Source organism: Polaribacter dokdonensis (genome assembly GCF_024362345.1).
In the GTDB taxonomy this organism is placed as follows: Bacteria; Bacteroidota; Bacteroidia; order Flavobacteriales; family Flavobacteriaceae; genus Polaribacter; species Polaribacter dokdonensis.
In genome coordinates this window covers 2084963-2105209 of record NZ_CP101505.1, presented here as the reverse complement: position 1 = coordinate 2105209, position 20247 = coordinate 2084963, and the positions used below count along the sequence as shown (strand labels likewise).

At 30.2% G+C, this 20247-nt stretch carries 21 protein-coding genes; 15 read left to right on the top strand and 6 right to left on the bottom strand.

Features of this window, described 5'->3' with window-relative positions; genetic code table 11:
- Window positions 1–25: 25 nt before the first annotated feature.
- Together LPB302_RS09290 and LPB302_RS09285 are read left to right on the top strand one after the other, a co-directional pair.
- On the top strand, window positions 26–685 hold the full coding sequence (locus LPB302_RS09290; RefSeq protein WP_053973804.1) for a hypothetical protein: 660 nt from the start codon (window positions 26–28) through the stop codon (window positions 683–685).
- A gap of 3 nt (window positions 686–688) precedes the next feature.
- Window positions 689–1957, top strand: coding sequence for an MFS transporter (locus LPB302_RS09285; protein WP_053973805.1), 1269 nt, complete (start codon window positions 689–691; stop codon window positions 1955–1957).
- On the opposite strand, the gene LPB302_RS09280 is transcribed toward LPB302_RS09285, so the two are convergent.
- The gene (locus LPB302_RS09280) at window positions 1958–2722 is read right to left on the bottom strand and encodes a DUF547 domain-containing protein (RefSeq protein ID WP_053973806.1); all 765 of its coding nucleotides are present in this window, start codon (window positions 2720–2722) and stop codon (window positions 1958–1960) included.
- Between the two features lie 22 nt (window positions 2723–2744).
- Here LPB302_RS09280 and LPB302_RS09275 point away from each other — a divergent pair, with 22 nt between their 5' ends.
- Window positions 2745–3449: a TIGR04283 family arsenosugar biosynthesis glycosyltransferase gene (locus LPB302_RS09275; protein ID WP_053973807.1), complete on the top strand. Its 705-nt coding sequence runs from the start codon at window positions 2745–2747 to the stop codon at window positions 3447–3449.
- On the opposite strand, the gene LPB302_RS09270 is transcribed toward LPB302_RS09275, so the two are convergent.
- From LPB302_RS09270 to glpK, 3 genes are read right to left on the bottom strand one after another with little or no spacing between them, the layout of a single operon-like run.
- Complete coding sequence (locus LPB302_RS09270) at window positions 3450–5096, bottom strand: glycerol-3-phosphate dehydrogenase/oxidase (protein WP_053973808.1); 1647 nt, start codon at window positions 5094–5096, stop codon at window positions 3450–3452. It abuts the gene before it with no gap.
- Window positions 5097–5099: 3 nt separating this feature from the next.
- A complete protein-coding gene (locus LPB302_RS09265) occupies window positions 5100–5642 on the bottom strand; it encodes a pyridoxamine 5'-phosphate oxidase family protein (protein WP_053973809.1) in 543 nt (180 codons plus the stop codon).
- A gap of 13 nt (window positions 5643–5655) precedes the next feature.
- Window positions 5656–7140, bottom strand: coding sequence for a glycerol kinase GlpK (gene glpK / locus LPB302_RS09260; protein ID WP_053973810.1), 1485 nt, complete (start codon window positions 7138–7140; stop codon window positions 5656–5658).
- A gap of 76 nt (window positions 7141–7216) precedes the next feature.
- On the opposite strand from glpK, the gene LPB302_RS09255 reads away from it, so the two are divergent.
- Window positions 7217–8692 (top strand): Na+/H+ antiporter NhaC family protein, encoded by a 1476-nt coding sequence (locus LPB302_RS09255; RefSeq protein WP_053973811.1) that lies wholly within the window; start codon window positions 7217–7219, stop codon window positions 8690–8692.
- On the opposite strand, the gene LPB302_RS09250 is transcribed toward LPB302_RS09255, so the two are convergent.
- Both LPB302_RS09250 and pheS read right to left on the bottom strand, forming a co-directional pair.
- Window positions 8693–9088, bottom strand: a complete 396-nt coding sequence (locus LPB302_RS09250) for a hypothetical protein (RefSeq protein WP_053973812.1) — start codon at window positions 9086–9088, stop codon at window positions 8693–8695. It lies immediately after the preceding gene.
- Window positions 9089–9107: 19 nt separating this feature from the next.
- On the bottom strand, window positions 9108–10127 hold the full coding sequence (gene pheS, locus LPB302_RS09245) for a phenylalanine--tRNA ligase subunit alpha (protein ID WP_041383951.1): 1020 nt from the start codon (window positions 10125–10127) through the stop codon (window positions 9108–9110).
- Between the two features lie 197 nt (window positions 10128–10324).
- Here pheS and gdhA point away from each other — a divergent pair, with 197 nt between their 5' ends.
- From gdhA to LPB302_RS09190, 11 genes are all read left to right on the top strand, one after another.
- Window positions 10325–11680, top strand: a complete 1356-nt coding sequence (gene gdhA, locus LPB302_RS09240; protein WP_422903156.1) for an NADP-specific glutamate dehydrogenase — start codon at window positions 10325–10327, stop codon at window positions 11678–11680.
- A 127-nt stretch (window positions 11681–11807) separates the two neighbouring features.
- Window positions 11808–12383, top strand: a complete 576-nt coding sequence (locus LPB302_RS09235; protein ID WP_082329801.1) for a LysE family transporter — start codon at window positions 11808–11810, stop codon at window positions 12381–12383.
- 14 nt (window positions 12384–12397) lie between these two features.
- Window positions 12398–13015, top strand: coding sequence for a LysE family transporter (locus LPB302_RS09230; RefSeq protein ID WP_053973814.1), 618 nt, complete (start codon window positions 12398–12400; stop codon window positions 13013–13015).
- Window positions 13016–13026: 11 nt separating this feature from the next.
- The gene (locus LPB302_RS09225) at window positions 13027–13866 is read left to right on the top strand and encodes an alpha/beta hydrolase family protein (RefSeq protein WP_053973815.1); all 840 of its coding nucleotides are present in this window, start codon (window positions 13027–13029) and stop codon (window positions 13864–13866) included.
- Between the two features lie 52 nt (window positions 13867–13918).
- A complete protein-coding gene (gene dinB / locus LPB302_RS09220) occupies window positions 13919–15007 on the top strand; it encodes a DNA polymerase IV (protein WP_053973816.1) in 1089 nt (362 codons plus the stop codon).
- Window positions 15000–15449 (top strand): GNAT family N-acetyltransferase, encoded by a 450-nt coding sequence (locus tag LPB302_RS09215; RefSeq protein ID WP_053973817.1) that lies wholly within the window; start codon window positions 15000–15002, stop codon window positions 15447–15449. Before dinB ends, LPB302_RS09215 begins: the two co-directional genes overlap by 8 nt.
- Entirely contained in the window at window positions 15450–16559 is a 1110-nt protein-coding gene (locus LPB302_RS09210; RefSeq protein ID WP_053973818.1) for an NAD(P)/FAD-dependent oxidoreductase, read from the top strand.
- Entirely contained in the window at window positions 16559–17692 is a 1134-nt protein-coding gene (locus tag LPB302_RS09205; protein WP_053973819.1) for an NAD(P)/FAD-dependent oxidoreductase, read from the top strand. Before LPB302_RS09210 ends, LPB302_RS09205 begins: the two co-directional genes overlap by 1 nt.
- Window positions 17692–18402, top strand: coding sequence for a methyltransferase domain-containing protein (locus LPB302_RS09200; protein WP_053973820.1), 711 nt, complete (start codon window positions 17692–17694; stop codon window positions 18400–18402). The genes LPB302_RS09205 and LPB302_RS09200 overlap by 1 nt, the downstream gene beginning before the upstream one ends.
- On the top strand, window positions 18403–19455 hold the full coding sequence (locus LPB302_RS09195) for a type III polyketide synthase (protein WP_053973821.1): 1053 nt from the start codon (window positions 18403–18405) through the stop codon (window positions 19453–19455).
- The gene (locus LPB302_RS09190; protein WP_053973822.1) at window positions 19449–20246 is read left to right on the top strand and encodes an SDR family oxidoreductase; all 798 of its coding nucleotides are present in this window, start codon (window positions 19449–19451) and stop codon (window positions 20244–20246) included. The genes LPB302_RS09195 and LPB302_RS09190 overlap by 7 nt, the downstream gene beginning before the upstream one ends.
- Window position 20247 lies beyond the last annotated feature (1 nt).

Below are 20247 nucleotides of genomic sequence, written 5' to 3'. Positions count from 1 at the left end.
TATTGTAATGTATTAAACAATTATTATGAAAACAATACAAGAAGTTGTTGAAAGTACGATTAGAAAAACACCTTTTATAGAAGAAGCACTGCATGAAAAACTGATTAACGTTTCTTCTCTTGCCAGAATTATTTTACCAGAAGTTTCTAAGACTTTAAAGAAAGAAGTTAAAGTGGGTGCTGTTATGATGGCTATTAACAGATTATCTCCTGCAAGTGAATTACGTATTCGAAAGAATATTAAAAAGTTAGCTTTAGATTTGGGTGATGTAATTGTACGTTCTGATTTGTGCGATTTTACTTTTAAAAATACACCTTCTTTATTGAGAGAAATTGCAAAAATACTTACAAAATCGTCAGAAAGTTCAGACTATTTTCTAACAGTTTCTCAAGGTATTTTCGAAACAAATATTGTTACAAGTAAAAATTTAAGACCTTTTGTAGAAGAAATTTTTGAGCAAGAAACACTTACAAATAGTATGCTAGATTTAGCATCTATCACCATAAAATTACCAAAAGAAAATTTAGAACAATCAGGTATTTATTACTTTATTTTAAAGCAATTAGCTTGGGCAGATATCTCATTACAAGAAATTATTTCTACTACTAACGAAATGACAATTGTTGTGAATGAAGAAGACATCAACCAAACTTTTGCCATTTTAATGGATATGAAATTAAACTAAAAAATGGCAAAGCAAGACCCATATGCAGCTCTAAGAATTAGAGAATTTAATATATTTTTATTTGTAAGATTTCTCTTGGTTTTTGGATGGTCTATGCAATTCATAGTTATTGAGTGGCAAGTATATTCCATTACAAAAGATCCTCTTTCTTTAGGTATAATTGGTTTAATGGAAATTATTCCTGCTTTTTCTATGGCCTTATTTGCGGGTCATATTGTAGATCAAAAAGAGAAAAGAAACTTACTTGCTTTATGTACTGCAGCTTTTTCTTTAATAAGTTTAGGTTTGTTTTTACTAACATCAGATGAAGTTGTAAATGGTTGGTCTACAAATTCGGTTTTGTATTGTATTTATGGATTGGTATTTTTTGGCGGATTTTTAAGATCGTTTTTTGGCCCTACTATTTTTTCTTTAGTGGCTTTATTAGTGCCTAAAAAAATATATCATAATGCTGCAACTTGGAGCACTAGTACTTGGAAAACAGCATCAGTTTCTGGTGCTTTGTGTGGAGGTTTTTTTATAAGTTGGATAGATGTTGACAACACTTTATTACTAGTATTTATTCTAGTTATTTTATCATTAATTTTTACATTTTTAATTAAAAAGAAACCAATTTTAAATAAGAAAATTGGTGAACCTATTACAGAAAGTCTAAAAGCAGGTGTAAAGTTTGTATTTAGCAACAAAGCTGTTTTAGGTGCTTTAACCTTAGATATGATTGCAGTTTTGTTTGGTGGAACAGTTGCTATTTTATCTGTTTTTGCTCAAGATATTTTAGAGGTTGGTCCTGAAGGTTTTGGACTATTAAACGCCTCTATTTCCATTGGTAGTATAGTAACTATGCTATTAACAACTTATATACCTATCAACAAAAATACAGGTAAAAAGATGTTGATATCTGTGTTTATTTTTGGGTTGAGTATTATTGCTTTTGGTTTATCATCTATCTTTTGGGTGAGTTTATTAGCATTGTTTGTAAGTGGGGCTGCAGATGGTATATCTATGGTGATTCGTCAAACTATTTTGCAGTTAAAAACACCAGATGAAATGAGAGGTAGAGTATCTTCTGTAAATTCTATGTTTGTAGGTTCTTCTAATGAGTTAGGTGCTTTTGAAAGTGGCTTAGCAGCTAAAATTCTAGGGCCAGTTGCAGCTGTTGTTTTTGGTGGCACAATGACCATAATTACTGTAGCTACAACAGCAGTAGTTAGCCCAACTATTAGAAATTTAGATCTTACAGCAGATATCGAAGAAAATGAAAAAGAAGATTAACTACTTTGGTATTGTTCTGTAATTACCCAAACTTAGTGTCCAATCATAAGTTTTAAAGTCTAACTTTTTTGGTTTTTCAGGTGTTATCTTATAATCAAAAAGAATTTGTCTTGCTCCACAAAGACCTCCAAAATCTGCTCTAAACCAAGAAAAAAGCGAAACTGATTTTGCTGTTTTTGTTTCCTCATTAAATGAAGTTTGTTCATTTAAATATTCAGTAGTCATAAAATCTAGCTCATTACTTAAATTTTCTGATGAATAAATAGCAACTGGAGGACAGCTTTTGGCTCCACAATTTAAAGCAAAATGAATTCTCCATTCTAAATCGCCATCAATTCTTAGTTTACGCTCCCATTTTGGACGAAAATATTTTCTTAAATATCCCCAACTAATTTTAACTCTAGATTTACGCATAATATCATGCTCCATATCATCAAAAGATAAAAGCTCACCTGCAATTTTAACTCTAGGTTTTTTAAAGAAAGCACCTCTATCTTCGTATTCTTTAGGGTTTTCTGATAAAGAAATTTGAATGAATGCATTGTATACATTAATCCAAAAAGCTAGTTTTTGAGAATCTGTTTTTAACTCTGAGGTTAAATCTTCTAAAGTACTTTCTGCTAAAATTTTTACCTCTTTATCATACAATTTTTTATCCATTATATTTTGAAGTAAATCTTGTGCAACATCACTATAAATTATCTTATTTTGTGAAACAATTGATAGAGAAGTAAAAAAAACGATTGTTAATAAAACCTTTTTCATATAAAATTACGTAAGTTAAAGTATGTTATTAAGTATTATAATTCCTGTTTACAATGAACAAGAAAATCTTGCAAAAAGGTTGTCGTTTTTATGTGAACAAGCTAACAATTTTTCTCTAGAAATAATTATTTCTAATTCGCCAGAAACTACAGATAATAGTTTTAATGTGTGTAAAAACTTTAGTAAAGTTACATATTTAAAAAGTGATAAAAAGGGCAGAGCTGCTCAAATGAATTTTGCTGCAGAAAAAGCGAATGGTGATGTTTTACTTTTTTTGCATGCAGATGTAATGTTGCCTAATGATTTTTATAAGCAAATACAGAATGCAATAAATAAGAATTTTACGTTCGGTTTTTTCGCTTATCAATTTGATAATGATTCTGCCTTCTTAAGCTTTAATTCTAAATTTACGACTAAAGACGGTTTATTTGCAGGTGGAGGAGATCAATGTCATTTCTTTACTAAAGAGCAGTTTCAACAATTAAAAGGCTATAATGAAGAGTTTTGCATTATGGAAGATTTTGAAATGATGACAAGAATTAGAAAACAGAAAATTCCGTTTACAATTATACAATCTAAAGCTACTGTAAGCGCAAGAAAATATGAGCACAATTCTTGGTTAAAGGTAAATTTAATTAATGGCTACGTGTTTTTAAAATACAAGTTTGGAGCACATCCAAATAGTCTTAGAAAGACCTATAAAAGCCTTCTAAGAGAAGGTGTATAACTAGTTAAATGTAGTTGCCATTCTTACATGATGCTCAAGTTCTTGCTTGTGTTTTTCAGTAGTTTCTGTATCCCAAGAAAAATGAGAAGCAAACAAATTTAAAACATACTCTTTATACTGTTTTACACTCTTTGGATCAAAAAACAGACGACCTGTTCTACGCATAAAAAAGTCTGTTGGTGTACAAGCCATTTCATGTTGAATGCTAAACCAAACCTCTGCTTTTATCAATTTTTCTTGTTGATTTTCTTCAGTGAACTCGTCGAATTTTTTTAGCATTTGATCTGTTTGTTTTCCATAATTATGCACTAAATATTCTGCATCTTTCTGATTAAAATCAACTTCTGCAATTCTGTTATAAATGGCATCTGTATAACTTTTAACTTCATCATAATTTTCGAAATCACCACCTTTAAGCACTAAATTTTTGGTTTTAATTTCACTAAAAGATTTCTCAAATCTTCTCTTATATTTCTTATCGATTAAATCTACAATTCGTTCTGCCATTTTACGATAACCAGTAAGTTTACCTCCAGCAATAGAAATCAGCTCTGTTTCTGATACAAAAATTTCATCTTTTCTAGATAACTCTGAAGCTGATTTTCCTTCTTCATGAATTAAAGGTCGTAAACCAGCCCAAGAAGATTCTACATCATCTAAAGAAATTGTAATGTCTGGAAACATATTATTTACAGCAGAAATTAAGTAGGTAGCATCTACCAAACTTGTATTAACATCATCTTTATCTTGTTGATAATTGGTATCTGTTGTACCAAAATAAGTTACTTTTCCACGAGGAATTGCGAACATCATTCTTCCATCAGGAACATCAAAATAAACAGATTGTTTTACTGGTAATTTTTCATGGTCTACCACTAAATGAACTCCTTTAGTAAGGTGCAATTGCTTACCAATTTTAGAATTGTTTATTTGACGCAATTCATCTACCCAAGGTCCACATGCATTTACTACATATTTTGCTTTTATGTCATAACTTTCATTGGTAATGCCATCTTTTACATTGGCACCAACCACTCTTTTATCTTCATAAATGAATTCTGTTGCTTCTGAATAATTTAAAAGTTTAGCATCATAATTTTGTGCTGTTTTTAAAACTTCTATTGTTAAACGAGCATCATCTGTTCTGTATTCTGCATAATAACCTGCTCCTTTTAAAATCTTTTTAGGTAGTAAAGGTTCTTTCTTTAATGACTTTTTTACAGATAACATTTTTCTTTTATCATCACCTTCTACAGAAGCTAAAATATCATACACTTTTAAACCAACAGAGGTTAACCAAGAACCATAAGTTCCTCCTTCTATTAAAGGTAAAATCATTTTTTCTGGTACTACTAAATGAGGTGCTAGTTTGTGAACTATTGCTCTTTCTGTACCTACTTCTTTCACTAACCAAAAATCGAATTGTTTTAAATATCGTAAACCACCATGAATTAATTTTGTTGATTTACTTGAGGTTCCAGAAGCAAAATCTCCTTTTTCAATAAGTGCCACTTTCATGCCTCTAGTAGCAGCATCTAAAGCAATACCTGCACCTGTAATTCCACCACCAATTATTAATAAATCAAACTCTGTAGTTTGTAAATCTTTGGTTATTTGTGCTCTATTAAAATTAGAAAAGTTGCTCATGTGTTAATCCATTATTTGTGTTGGTAAACCATCTATACTAGTTTGGTTTTTATCTTCCCAATATTGTTTTATACCTTCTTTACCTTGCTCTGCTGCCCAATTGTTTAAATCGTTTCTTTCTCCTTTAAATTCGTAATAAGGAATAGACATACCACAAGAAGTTTGTGCAGAGTCTACATGGATGTCAAAAATTTGACGAGTTCCTGGAGTTTCTGGAAAAAGTTGAATGAGTTCATTCCAAGAAGCATCACCTTCTTTTATTTCTTTTCCTGTACCATACAAACGTAGAATATTTGGTGCTTTTTCAAACGAACAAAACATAATTGTTATTCTTTTGTTTTCTAGCAAATGCGCAGCAGTTTCATTTCCACTTCCTGTAACATTTAGCCATAAAACTCTGTTTTCAGAAAGCACTCTAAAAGAATCCATACCTTTTGGAGATAGGTTTATTCTGCCAGAATTTGGAGCTGTAGCCACAAAGAATATCTTTTGCTGATCGATAAACTTATGTAATCTTGTATTAATTTTTTTATAAAATTTAGACATTTTGTTTCTTTATTTAATCTAGCCAATCTTTAGAACGCTCTACAGCTTTAAGCCATTTTTTGTATAACCTATTACGTTTTTCTTTACTAAAACTAGGTTTAAACTCTTTATCAATCTTCTTATCAATTTCTATATCCTCTTGTTTCCATAAACCAACACAAATCCCTGCTAAATATGCTGCACCCATTACTGTAGTTTCTGTGTTTTTTGGTCTCTCTACACTAGTATTTAAAATATCTGCTTGAAACTGCATTAAAACATTATTAGCACAAGCCCCACCATCTACTTTAAGAGCGGTTAGTTGTGTTTCTGCATCATGCTCCATAGCTATTAATAAATCTTTGGTTTGGTAAGCCAAAGATTGCAGAGTAGCCTTAATTAGATGGCTTTTTCCTGTGTCTCTAGTTAAACCAAAAATGGCTCCTCTTGCATACATGTCCCAATAAGGAGCTCCTAAACCAGCAAATGCAGGCACAACTATTACTGGGTTTTCTTCATTTACTTCTTCTGCAAACAATTCACTTTCTTCTGCGGATTTTATAATTTCTAGACCATCTCTTAGCCACTGAATTGCTGAGCCAGCCACAAAGACACTACCTTCTAAAGCATAATAAACTTTATCATTTAATCCCCAAGCAATAGTAGTTAATAGTCCGTTTTTTGAATATTGAATTTCTGTACCAGTATTCATCAATAAGAAACAGCCTGTGCCATAAGTGTTTTTGGCATTTCCTTTTTTAAAGCAAGCTTGGCCAAATAGTGCTGCTTGCTGATCGCCTGCAATACCAGCAATAGGTATAGTGTGACCTTCATATTCAAAATCTCCAAAATGATGAGATGATGGTTTTACCTTTGGTAACATCGATTTTGGAATATTTAATTCAGAGCATAAATTATCATCCCAACACAAGTTTTTTATATCAAAAAGCATGGTTCTAGATGCATTACTATAATCTGTAACATGCACATTGTTGTTAGTTAAATTCCAAACTAACCAAGTATCTATGGTGCCAAAAAGTAAATTATCTTTTTTAGCCTCTTCTTTTGCACCTGCAACGTTTTCTAAAACCCAGTGAATTTTGGTAGCAGAAAAATAAGAGTCAATAACTAAACCCGTATTTTTTTTAACGTATTCTTCTAGTTCTCTTTTCTTTAATTCTTTACAAAAGTCTGCAGTTCTTTTGTCTTGCCAAACTATGGCATTATAAATTGGTTTTCCTGTTGTTTTATTCCAGACAACAGTAGTTTCTCTTTGGTTTGTAATGCCTAAACCAACAATATCTTTTACATTAATTTTAGCTGCAGTAACTACTTTTTTTAAGGTTGTTAATTGCGTTTCTAAAATTTCTAAAGCATCATGTTCTATCCAACCAGATTTTGGAAAAATTTGTCTAAATTCTTGTTGTTCAATAGCAATTATTTCACCTAATTCATCAACAATTACAGATCTAGAACTTGTGGTTCCTTGATCTAAAGCTAAAATATATTTTTTTGACATTTAAGAAGAGATGAATTCAAATTTACAAAATAACATTCATATAAATTATTACCTTTAGCAAAATAAATTCTTTACTATGGAGTATGGTTTCTTGTCTGTGATACCACCAATTGTTGCAATTATTTTAGCGTTAAGAACCAAGCAAGTTTATATTGCTTTGCTTTTTGGAATTTGGTTTTCTTGGTTAATTGTAAAAGGTTGGAATCCTTTAGAAGGAACTTTAGCAATGATTGAAGGAATGGTTAATGTTTTTCAATCGAAAGGAAATACAAGAACCATAATTTTTAGTGCTTTAGTGGGTTCTTTACTGGTCTTTATTCAATACTCTAGAGGAGTAGAAGGTTTTATAAACATCATAAATAAAAGATTGGTAAAGCTAGAAAAAAAGAAATCTGGTTATGCTAGAATAATGGTTCAAATTTTAGCAACGCTAACAGGTTTGTTGCTTTTTGTAGAAACCAGTATATCGTCTTTAACAGTAGGTACTTTATACAGACCTATTTTTGATAAACTAAAAATACCTAGAGAAAAACTAGCCTACATTGCAGATTCTAGTTCTGCACCATCATCAATATTAATTCCTTTTAATGCTTGGGGTGCTTTTATTATGGGTTTATTATTAACGCAGGGAATTGATAAACCTTTTTCTGTGATGATAGCTTCTATTAAATATAACTTTTATCCATTATTAGCAATCGGAATTTTGTTCTTTATCATTTTATCAAGAAAAGATTTTGGTTTAATGAAAAAGGCTGAAAAAAGAACCAAAGAAACTGGTTTGCTAATGAATGAAGGTTCTAAACCTATGGTTTCTGATGAGGTAACTTCATTTCCGCCAAAAGAAGGAATAGAAGCAAAAGCATACAACATGATTGTGCCACTTTTGGTAATGGTTTGTATGATGCCAATCAACCTAATTTATACAGGTTGGGATGCTGTAAATGAAGCTACTTCATTTTTAAATCATGCTTCGCAAGCAATAGGAGAAGGCTCTGGATCTTCATCTGTTTTGTACGCAGTAATTTCTGCAATTTTAGTAGCAATTACCATGTATTTTATTCAAGGAATTTTAAAACCAAAAGAAGCTGTAAACTTAACTTTAAAAGGGATAAGTGAATTAATGCCTTTGGCTTTACTAATGCTGTTAGCTTTTGCAATTGGTGATGCTTGTAAAGTGTTAGATACAGGTAATTATATTGCAAATATTACAGAGAGTTGGTTGTCTCCAGAATTATTACCAGCAGTTGTTTTTATTGTAAGTTCTTTTATTGCATTTTCTACAGGAACTTCTTGGGGTACATTTGCAATAATGTTGGCAATTTCTGTACCTATGGCAAATATTCATGGAGCAGATATTACTATTGTTGTGGCTGCAACTTTAGGAGGAGGAATTTTTGGAGATCATTGCTCACCAATTTCTGATACTTCAATAATATCATCTATGGCTTCTGCTAGTGATCATATAGACCATGTAAAAACACAGTTACCTTATGCGCTTTTTGGTGGTTTAATAACTGTAATTATGTATCTAATTATTGGTTTTTTAGGATAATTAATTAGCTAAAACCCCACGTTTTTTAATATCGTCAATCATTCTTAAAGCACCTTCTTTAATAGAGTTTTCTTTGAATAAGAATGTTTTTTCATATAAAGTGTTTCCTTCAAAAAAAGTAACTTGAAAACGGTTATTTAATTTGAATAACTCAGGCTGAATCAATTCGATTTTAGCAAAAGAGTTTGCTGGTAGTATATCTAATTTCTTTCGCAACAAAGAAGTTGTTTTGGTATCTGAAAAACCTTGAGAAACGATTACCAACATTTCTAAATCAATAGCTTTTTTATTAATGAGGTACACATTCCAATCATCAGTTTTATAAATATCATTGTATTCATAAACCACAGCCATTTCTACGCCAGTAACTTCTGGTATTTGGATGTCTTTTTTCAAACGAGATACTTTTTACGAATTATATTATGCTTTTAAATTGTTCTAAAAAACGTTTATCATTTTCATAAAACATTCTAATATCAGGTATTTGATACAATAACATTGCAATACGTTCTATACCCATTCCAAAAGCATAACCAGAATATTTTGTAGGATCTATATTTGCATTTTTCAATACATTAGGATCTACCATTCCACAACCCATAATTTCTAACCAACCTGTACCTTTTGTAATTCTATAATCAGTTTCAGTTTCTAATCCCCAGTAAATATCAACTTCTGCACTTGGCTCTGTAAATGGGAAATAAGAAGGTCTTAATCTAATTTTAGACTTTCCAAACATCTCTTTAGTAAAATATAAAAGTGTTTGTTTTAAATCAGCAAAAGATACATCTGTGTCTATATACAAGCCTTCAACTTGATGAAATATACAGTGAGCTCTAGCAGAAATGTCTTCATTTCTAAAAACTCTTCCTGGAGAAATTGTTCTAATAGGTGGCTCATTATTTTCCATATAACGCACTTGCACAGAAGAAGTGTGTGTACGCAGTAAAATATCTGGATCTTGTTCTATAAAGAACGTGTCTTGCATGTCTCTTGCAGGATGATATTCAGGTAAATTTAAGGCTGTAAAGTTATGCCAATCATCTTCAATTTCTGGTCCTTCAGAAACTGTAAAACCAATTCTATTAAAAACTTCAATTATTTGATTTCTTACCAATGATATTGGATGACGTGAACCCAACTCAATAGGTTCAGAAGGTCTTGTTAAATCTCCATAAACTCCTTTTTCTTCAACAGCACTTTCCAAAGCGTCATTTAATTCTGCAACTTTACTTTCTGCAGATTTCTTTAAGTTGTTTAATGCTTGGCCAAAATCTTTACGTAATTCAGCATCTACATTTTTAAACTCAGAAAAAAGGTCTTTTAATAAACCTTTACTTCCTAAATATTTAATTCTAAATGACTCAACTTCGTCTTTGGTAGTTGCTTTAAAAGATTGCACCTCACCAATTAATTCCTTTACTTTATCTAACATTTTCATCAAAAATTGATAAGGCAAATTTAAACTTTTTTAAAGAGTTTAATATTATAAAAGTTAAGAAAAGAACAATAGCCAACGAAATCGATTGAAATCAATACATTAACAAATAGTTAATATTTTTTTTTTCATTTGCGAATAAAGAAATTAACTATCTTTGTACCGTTAAATTTTTATAAAATTCATAAATAATTATGTCTAATAATATAGAGTTAAAAATAAATGAGTTTATGGATATGGTTAAATCTAGAAATAACCATGAGCCAGAATTCTTACAAGCTGTTCAAGAAGTAGCAGAAACTGTAATACCATATATTGTAAATCATGATATTTATCATGGTAAAAACATTCTACTTAGAATGGTAGAGCCAGAAAGATTACTATCCTTTAGAGTTTCTTGGGTAGATGATGATGGAGAAATACAAGTAAATAGAGGATATAGAATTCAAATGAATTCTGCAATAGGACCTTATAAAGGTGGTTTACGTTTTCACCCAACAGTAAACGCAAGTATCTTAAAGTTTTTAGCTTTTGAGCAAGTATTCAAAAACTCATTAACTACATTACCAATGGGTGGTGGAAAAGGTGGTTCTGATTTTGATCCTAAAGGAAAATCAGATAATGAAATCATGCGTTTTTGCCATGCTTTTATGAGTGAATTATTCAGACATATTGGCCCTAACACAGATGTTCCTGCAGGAGATATTGGTGTAGGAGCTAGAGAAATTGGGTTTATGTTTGGTATGTATAAAAAACTAAATAACGAATTTACTGGAGTTTTAACAGGTAAAGGACAATCTTGGGGTGGTTCTTTAATTAGACCTGAAGCAACAGGATATGGAAACGTATACTTTGCAGACAACATGTTAAAACGTAAAGGAGATTCTTTTGAAGGTAAAAAAGTAGTAATTTCTGGTTCTGGAAATGTAGCTCAATATGCTGCAGAAAAAGCAATTGAATTAGGTGCTACTATTTTAACATTATCAGATTCTGGAGGATATATTTTAGATGAAGAAGGTATAGATACAGAAAAGCTAGAACACGTAATGTATATTAAAAACGAAAAACGTGGCAGAATTAGCGAGTATTTAGACAAATATCCAGACGCAAAATATGTAGAAGGAGAAAGACCATGGTCTGTAAAATGTGATATTGCTTTACCTTGTGCAACTCAGAATGAGTTAAATGGAGAAGAGGCAAAAACATTAATCGAAAATGGATGTATGTGTGTTTCTGAAGGTGCAAATATGCCTTCTACTCCAGAAGCAATACATGAATTTACCAATGCAAAAATATTATTTGCACCAGGTAAAGCTTCTAATGCTGGAGGTGTTGCAACTTCTGGTTTAGAAATGTCTCAAAACTCACTTAGAATTTCTTGGTCTAGAGAAGAAGTAGACAGCAGATTAAAAGATATTATGGAAGATATTCATGATTCTTGTGTTCAATATGGAGAACAAGAAGATGGTTCTATAGATTATATTAAAGGAGCAAATATTGCAGGTTTCGTAAAAGTTGCAGATGCAATGTTAGCACAAGGTGTTATTTAAACCTTATAAGAGTTACTAAATTTATGAAACGCATCAATTACTTGATGCGTTTTTTTGTTTATTTGCATATATACTTTGTAACATGAACGTTCTTTCCTGTATTTTCTTTGGTTTTATTATTGCTTCTATGGGTAGTATAACCCCTAGCTTTTTAAATTTAACTGTTGTAAAATTCAGCTTAAGAAATGGTGTTAAGTCTGCATTATATTTAATTGGTGGTTATGCAACAGTATTGTTTTTTCAAGCAAATATTGGTGCTTATTTGTCGAGTATTTTAATGGAGAACTCAGAGTACATCACTCTAATTCAACAAATAGGTACAGTTATTTTATTTTTACTTTCTATAAATTTTTTCAGGCTTTATTTTTCTAAAAAAGAGAAAAAGAAATCAGAAGATATTCCAAAATCGAAAGCCTATTTTCATGGTATTTTAATGTCTTCTCTAAATACAATGGCTATTCCTTTTTATTTTACATTTATCTCTATTTTGATAGGGATGGATTATTTTACCTACAACATTTTTAATGCACTATACTTTTCTATAGGTTCTACAATTGGGTCTTTTACGCTTTACACTTTGTATGCAATTCTATCAAAAAGAATTGAGCACAAACTTACTTATATAGCGAGTAAAATGGATTTTATATTAGGTGCTTTAACTGGAATTTTAGCTGTTGGAAATGCTATATATTTACTTTCCTAACCTTATACTTTTAAATGAATTTTATCATCTACTTTATTTTAGGAACTATCATTTCTATTTTAGGCAGTATTATGCCAAGTATGCTAAATTTAACTGTAGTTAAAATTAGTATAAAAAGTGGCAGAAAAGAAGCTTTATATCTTGCTTTAGGTATCTCTTCTGTATTGCTTTTTCAATCAAATATTGGCGCCTTTTTAGCAAGTATTCTAATGAAAAATTCAGAATATATTGCAACCATACAACAAGTAGCTACAGGAATCATATTTTTAATTTCAATTAACTTTTTCAGATTATATTTTAAAAACAAAGACAAACCTAAAAAAGAGAAAATTCAAAAATCAAAGGCATTTATGCACGGTTTTGTCTTGTCTTCTTTAAACATGTTTGCTATTCCATTTTACTTTACAGTAGTATCTATATTAATTGGATTAAATTTTTTCAACTATTCCATTCCTAATAGTATCTACTTCACAATAGGGTCTATTGCTGGTTCGTTTTTACTCTACACAATTTATGCATTCACAGCAAAGGCTATAGAAAAAAAGATTTTATTCATGGCTAATAAAATGGATCTTATTTTAGGTGTGTTAACTGGTTTTATAGCTATTATAAATGCTTTATATTTAATTTAAAATTACTAATTATGTTTATTGATAAAAATATTATTGTTGATGGTAAACACACAAAACCAATTGTAACCGATGTTTTTTACAAAGAAACAAATCAACCTAAAAAAGTAATTATTTTTTGTCATGGTTATAAAGGTTTTAAAGATTGGGGAGCTTGGAATTTATTGGCTGAAACCTTTGCAAAAGCAGGATTCTTCTTTGTTAAATTTAATTTTTCACACAATGGGGGTACAGCAGAAAATCCAATCGATTTTCCAGATTTAGAAGCTTTTGGTAATAATAATTATACTAAAGAATTAGATGATTTAGAAAGCATTATCAATTGGATTTCTACGAATTCTACTTACAAAAGCGAGGTAAATTTAGATGATATTTCAATTATTGGTCATAGTAGAGGAGGAGGAATTGTACTGCTTAAAGCCAATGAAGATAAAAGGGTAAAACAAGTAATTACACTTGCAGCAGTTTCAGATTTCGGTTCTAGAAGTTCAACCATTGGTGATTTAGAAAATTGGAAAAAAACAGGAGTTAAATATGTTGTAAATGGCAGAACAAAACAACAAATGCCACACTTTTATCAGTTTTATAAAAATTTTAAAGCGAATGAATCTCGTTTAAACATTCAAAATTCAGTTAAAAATTTACAAATTCCTTTGCTTATTATTCATGGAGATCATGATACTTCTATAGATATTGAAGAAGCACATCAAATACATAGTTGGCAACCAAATAGCACTCTAGAAATTATTAAAAACGCAGATCATGTTTTTAATGTTTCTCATCCTTGGCAAAAGGATAAACTCTCGGAGGAACTGAGCCAAACTACGCAATTGTGTATTGATTTTTTAACATAGAAAATGTTTTTCTTAGGTGTAAAATTTGCACTATACTTCGTAAATTAGAGGTATGGAATTGCAACCTCCTTTTCGTAAAATAATTCATGTAGATATGGATGCTTATTATGCATCTGTAGCAGAATTAGATAACCCAGAATTAAGAGGAAAAGCCATTGCAGTTGGTGGTGGAGGTGATAGAGGTGTTGTTTCTGCTGCTAGTTATGAAGCAAGAAAATATGGAGTAAAATCTGCAATGAGTAATGTGTTAGCCAAGCAAAAATGCCCTCATATCATTTTTGTGAAATCAGATTTTGCACGTTACAAAGAGCTATCTGAGCAGATAAGAGAAATTTTTTTTGAGTATACAGATTTGGTAGAGCCATTATCTTTAGATGAGGCATATTTAGATGTTACAGAGAATAAAAAAGACAATCCTTCTGCCAATGAAATTGCAAGAGAAATTCGTCAAAAAATATATGATAAAACAGGTTTAAGAGCATCAGCAGGTATTTCTATTAATAAGTTTATTGCAAAAGTTGCTTCAGATATTAACAAACCAAATGGTCAAAAAACCATACATCCAGAGGAAGTTATCCAGTTTTTAGAAGAATTACCAGTCAATAAATTTTATGGAGTGGGTAAGGTAACTGCAGCAAAAATGTATAACTTAGGTATTTTTGTGGGTAATGATTTAAAAAAGAAAACGTTAGAAGAATTATCGTTACTTTTTGGTAAGTCTGGTTTACACTATTATAATATTGTAAGAGGTATTCATAAAAGTGAAGTGAAACCTAATAGAATACGTAAATCTGTAGGTGCAGAAAGAACGTTTAGAGAAAATATCTCTTCAGAAATTTACATGTTAGATAAACTAAATGATATTGCTGATGAAATTGAAAAACGTATGGAAAAAAGCAACTCAAAAGGTAAAACCATAACTTTAAAAATTAAATATTCAGATTTTACTCAGCAAACTAGAAGTAAAACAGTAGGTCAGTTTTTAAGCAAAAAGAAAGAGTTTTTTTCAATAGTTAAAGAGCTCTTATATCAAGATAAATTAGAGAATTCAGTTCGTCTTTTAGGGTTATCTTTTAGTAATTTAAACAACAACATTCAAGAACCTGTTTGGGTACAATTACAATTTGATTTTAATGATTAAACTCATCAGAACCAATTCCGAAAATAAAGATTTTATCAATTTGGTAAAAGATTTAGATGCCTATCTTAAAATTACAGATGAAGACGAACACGATTTTTACAATCAATTTAATAATATTGATGTAATTAAACATGTGGTTATTGGATATTATGAAGATAAACCTATTGGTTGTGGAGCCATTAAAAATTTTAATGAAGATTCTGTTGAAGTGAAACGAATGTTTGTATCACCTAAAGCAAGAGGTAAAGGTTTTGCCCAACAAATTTTATTAGAGTTAGAACATTGGGCTAAAGAATTAGGGTATGCAAGTTGTATCTTAGAAACAGGGAAAAGACAAGTAGAAGCTGTACAATTTTATCACAAAAGCAAATACCAAGTAATTCCTAATTATGGGCAATATAAGCATATGGAAAATAGTATCTGTTTTAAAAAAGTATTGTAAATGAATTACAGTTATTGGGAGTTAAAAGAATGGTTTACTAATGTAGATTATACAATTGTAGGTAGTGGAATTGTGGGTTTAAACTGTGCAATTAAACTAAAGGAAAATTACCCAAAAGCAAAAATTTTAATTGTAGAGAAGGGCATGTTGCCTCAAGGAGCTAGCACAAAAAATGCTGGTTTTGCCTGTTTTGGTAGTTTATCTGAATTGATAGACGATTTAAACTCTCATACAGAACAAGAGGTTTACAATCTAGTTGATAAAAGGTGGAAAGGACTACAATATTTGAGAGAAAAGTTGGGAGATAAAGAAATTGACTTTCAGCAGAACAAAGGTTTTGAATTGTGTGATTTTGAAGATTTTTTTGATGATTGTATCACTAAAAAAGAGAATATAAATCAATTATTAAAACCAATATTTAAGGCTGATGTATTTTCTACTTCTGATAATATTTTTGGTTTCCAAAAAATCCATTCAAAGTACATTGTAAATAATTTTGAAGGGCAATTAGACACTGGTAAAATGATGACGCAATTACTTTTAAAAACTCAAAAATTAGGCGTTAAAATTTTAAATAATATAGAGCTTGAAAGTTATCAAGAAAATTCACAAAAAATTAATGTAAAAACCAACAGATTAGATTTTTATACCAAAAAATTATTCATTACAACTAATGGTTTTTCTAATAAATTATTAAAAGAAAATATAAAACCAGCAAGAGCTCAAGTGCTTATTACTAAACCTATTCAAAACCTAAAAATAAAAGGAACATTTCATTTAGAAAAAGGATACTATTATTTTAGAAATATAAATGATAGAATTCTTTTTGGTGGAGGTAGAAATCTCGATTTTGAAACAGAGGAAACTACAAAATTTGGTCAAACAGAAATCATACAAAATGAGCTTGAGAAAATTTTAAAAGAAACCATTTTACCAAACACTAATTTTGAAATTGAACATAGATGGAGTGGAATTATGGGTGTTGGAAATCAAAAGAAAGCCATTGTAAAGCAAGTTTCTAATAACGTTTTTTGTGGAATTCGTTTAGGAGGAATGGGAGTTGCTATTGGTAGTTTGGTTGGCAAAGAATTAGCAGAATTGTTAAATTAATGGATAGAACAACAAACTTTGATGTTATTATAATTGGTGGTGGTTTAGCAGGCTTATGCAATGCAATTCACCTTTCTAAGTTTGATAAAAATGTTTTGCTAATAGAGAAAAACACCTACCCAAAACACAAAGTTTGTGGCGAATATATTTCAAATGAAGTTTTGCCCTATTTGGCTTTTTTAGAGATAAACCCTTTTGATTTTGGTGCAGTTAAAATTGATAAATTCCAACTCTCAACAACCAATAATAAATTGATTGATGCAAAATTACCTTTAGGAGGTTTTGGAATTTCGCGCTTTCAATTAGATTACATTTTAGCTGAAAAGGCAAAGGAAAATGGAGTCACAATTTTACAAGATGCAGTTTTAGAATCTAGCTTTGAAAATGAAATATTTACAATTACAACTAAGAATAATCAGAAATTTAGAACTGGAATTGCAATTGGTTCTTTTGGAAAACGATCTTTATTAGATGTAAAATTAGATCGAAGTTTTATCAAAAAAAAATCACCTTATTTAGGTGTTAAAATTCACGTAAAAGGAGAATTCAAGGCAGACTTAGTTGCGCTTCATAATTTTAAAGGAGGTTATTGTGGTGTTTCTAAAGTAGAAAACGATGCTATAAATTTGTGTTACATAACCAATTTCTCATCCTTCAAAAAATACAAGAACATTACCGATTTTCAAGAAAATGTGGTTTTTAAAAATGAATATTTAAAAGATATTTTTAAAAATTCAAAACCTCTTTTTGATGAACCTTTATCTATTAGTCAAATTTCTTTTGAAACTAAAAACCCAATCGAAAATCACCTAATTATGTGTGGTGATTCTGCAGGAATGATTCATCCTCTTTGTGGAAATGGAATGAGTATGGCCATTCAATCTGCCCAAATTGCATCTAAACTCATTCTAAATTATTTAGATGGTGAAGTTTTATCGAGAAATGAGTTAGAAAACAAGTATATTTCAGAGTGGAAGAAACAATTTAAATGGCGTTTAAAAGCAGGTCATTTTATTGCAATGTTGTTTAGAAATGATAAAATGGCTAATTTTTTATTACAAATTGTAAGAAGAATTCCGTTTTTATTACCCATCATTATTAAACAAACACATGGAAAACCAATAAAAATATAATGGACTTTTTTATCAGCACAAAACAAAGAACAGACAAAGAAGAATTGATGGATGATTTTTCTATTGGAGGCGATTTATTGCGTGATACATTAGATAAATTAGAAAATATAAATAGATGGTTAGGAGGAAATAAAGTAACCATTAATGGTTTAAAAACTATTTTAGAAAATCACCCAAAAGAACAAGAAATAACCATTATAGATATTGGTTGTGGACATGGAGATATTTTAAGAGATGTAGCAAAATTTGGTAGAAAGCATCATTATAAATTTAAATTAATTGGTATTGATGCAAACCCAACTGCAATTGATTATGCAAATGATTTATCAGTAGAATATCCTGAGTTAAGTTTCGAAACACAAGATATTTTTTCTGATGCCTTTAAAGCCAGATCTTTTGATGTTGTTTTGGCAACATTGTTCTTGCATCATTTTAAAGAAAAAGAATTAACTTCATTTTTAGATAATACAGTAAAACAAACTAAAATAGGTGTAGTTGTAAATGATTTACACAGGCATAAATTGGCTTATTATTTATTTATGTTGCTATCAATTTTCATTAGTAATAAAATGATAATTGAAGATGGTTTAACTTCAGTCTTAAGAGGTTTTAAAAGAAAAGATTTAGTAAAAATGTCGCATAAAATTAATGTAAAACCTACTATTTCTTGGAAATGGGCTTTTCGTTATTTATGGATTTTAAAAAGATAAATGGCAGTAAAAATAACATCGGTTGCTAAGCAACTTCCAAAATATAACAGAGAAACTAAAGATATTATTCCGTTTGTAAAATTATGGATGCAAGATCAAGACACTCGTTTTCAACGAAAAGTAATCAAACTTTTTGAAGGTGCTGCTGTTGATAAGCGTTATTCTATTATGGCTCCTGAAGAGGTGTTTACAGCAACTTCCTTTGAAGAAAAAAATAACATTTATAAAAGAGAGGTTACTCAATTAGCTGAAAAATCGTTGCAAAAATCGTTAGATAAAGCCAACCTAAAAGCTACAGATATAGATTACATTATCACTGTAAGTTGCACAGGTATTATGATTCCTTCTGTAGATGCATACCTTATCAACTCATTAGGTATGAAACAAGATATTGTGCGTTTACCAGTTACAGAAATGGGTTGTGCAGCAGGCGTTTCAGGTATTATTTATGCAAAGAATTTTCTAAAATCTAATCCAAATAAAAGAGCTGCAGTAGTTGCTGTAGAAGCTCCTACAGCTACATTTCAACTAGAAGATTATTCTATGACCAACATTGTAAGTGCTGCTATTTTTGGTGATGGAGCATCAGCAGTAATATTGTCTTCTTATCAAGAGGATAAAGGACCAGAAATTGTAGATGAAGCAATGTATCATTTTTATGATGCTACACATATGATGGGTTTCAACTTGGTTAACTCAGGTTTACAAATGATTTTAGATAAAGAAGTTCCGCAAAAAATTGCAGATCATTTTCCAAAAATTATACATCCATTTTTAGAAAAAAATAACTTGACAATAGAAGATGTAAATCATTTAATTTTTCATCCAGGAGGAAAAAAAATTGTACAAACTGTAGAAGAATTATTTGGGGTTTTAGGCAAAAATATAGACGATACAAAAGAGGTTTTACGTTTGTATGGAAACATGTCTAGTGCAACAGTTTTGTATGTATTAGAGCGATTTATGGATAGAAACCCTAAAAAAGGAGAACGTGGAATTATGTTAAGTTTTGGTCCAGGTTTTTCAGCACAAAGAATATTATTAGAATGGTAAAAGAATTTGAACATAAAAACGAATGGGCTTTAATTTTAGGAGGCTCTAGTGGTTTGGGTTTAGCTACTGCAAAAAAATTGGCAAAACACGGTTTAAATATTTGTATTGTTCATAGAAATTCAAGATCACAGAAAGAGGAGATAGAGCAACAGTTTAAAGAAATTCAAGATCAGAATATAGAATTTTTAAGCTTTAATATTGATGCTTTAAATATTGCCAAAAGAGAAAATTGCTTGGTAGAATTGAAAGAACATTTAGGAGAAAAAGGCAAAATAAAAACGCTAATTCATTCCATTGCTAAAGGCAATTTAAAACCAATGGTTTCAGAAGAAAATCAAACGCTTCAAAATGATGATTTTCAAATTACCATAAATGCAATGGCTATTAGTTTATATGATTGGTTTAAATCTATTTTTGAAAGAAAACTTTTTGCAGAAGATGCAAGAATCATCAGTTTTACGAGTGAAGGTAATACAAAACCTTGGCAAAATTATGCAGCTGTTTCTGCAGCAAAAGTAACCTTAGAAGCCATTTCTAGAAACATTGCATTAGAGTTTGCATCATTTGGAATTAGAGCAAATTGCATACAAGCAGGTGTAACAGATACAGCATCTTTAAATATGATTCCAAATAGTGATGCAATTAAAAAACACACCTTAAAAAGAAATCCTTTTCAAAAACTTACAACACCTGATAATGTTGCAAATGCTGCCTATTTATTATGTAAAGACGAAGCTTCTTGGATTAATGGAACAATACTAAAAGTTGATGGAGGAGAAAGTTTGAATTAAG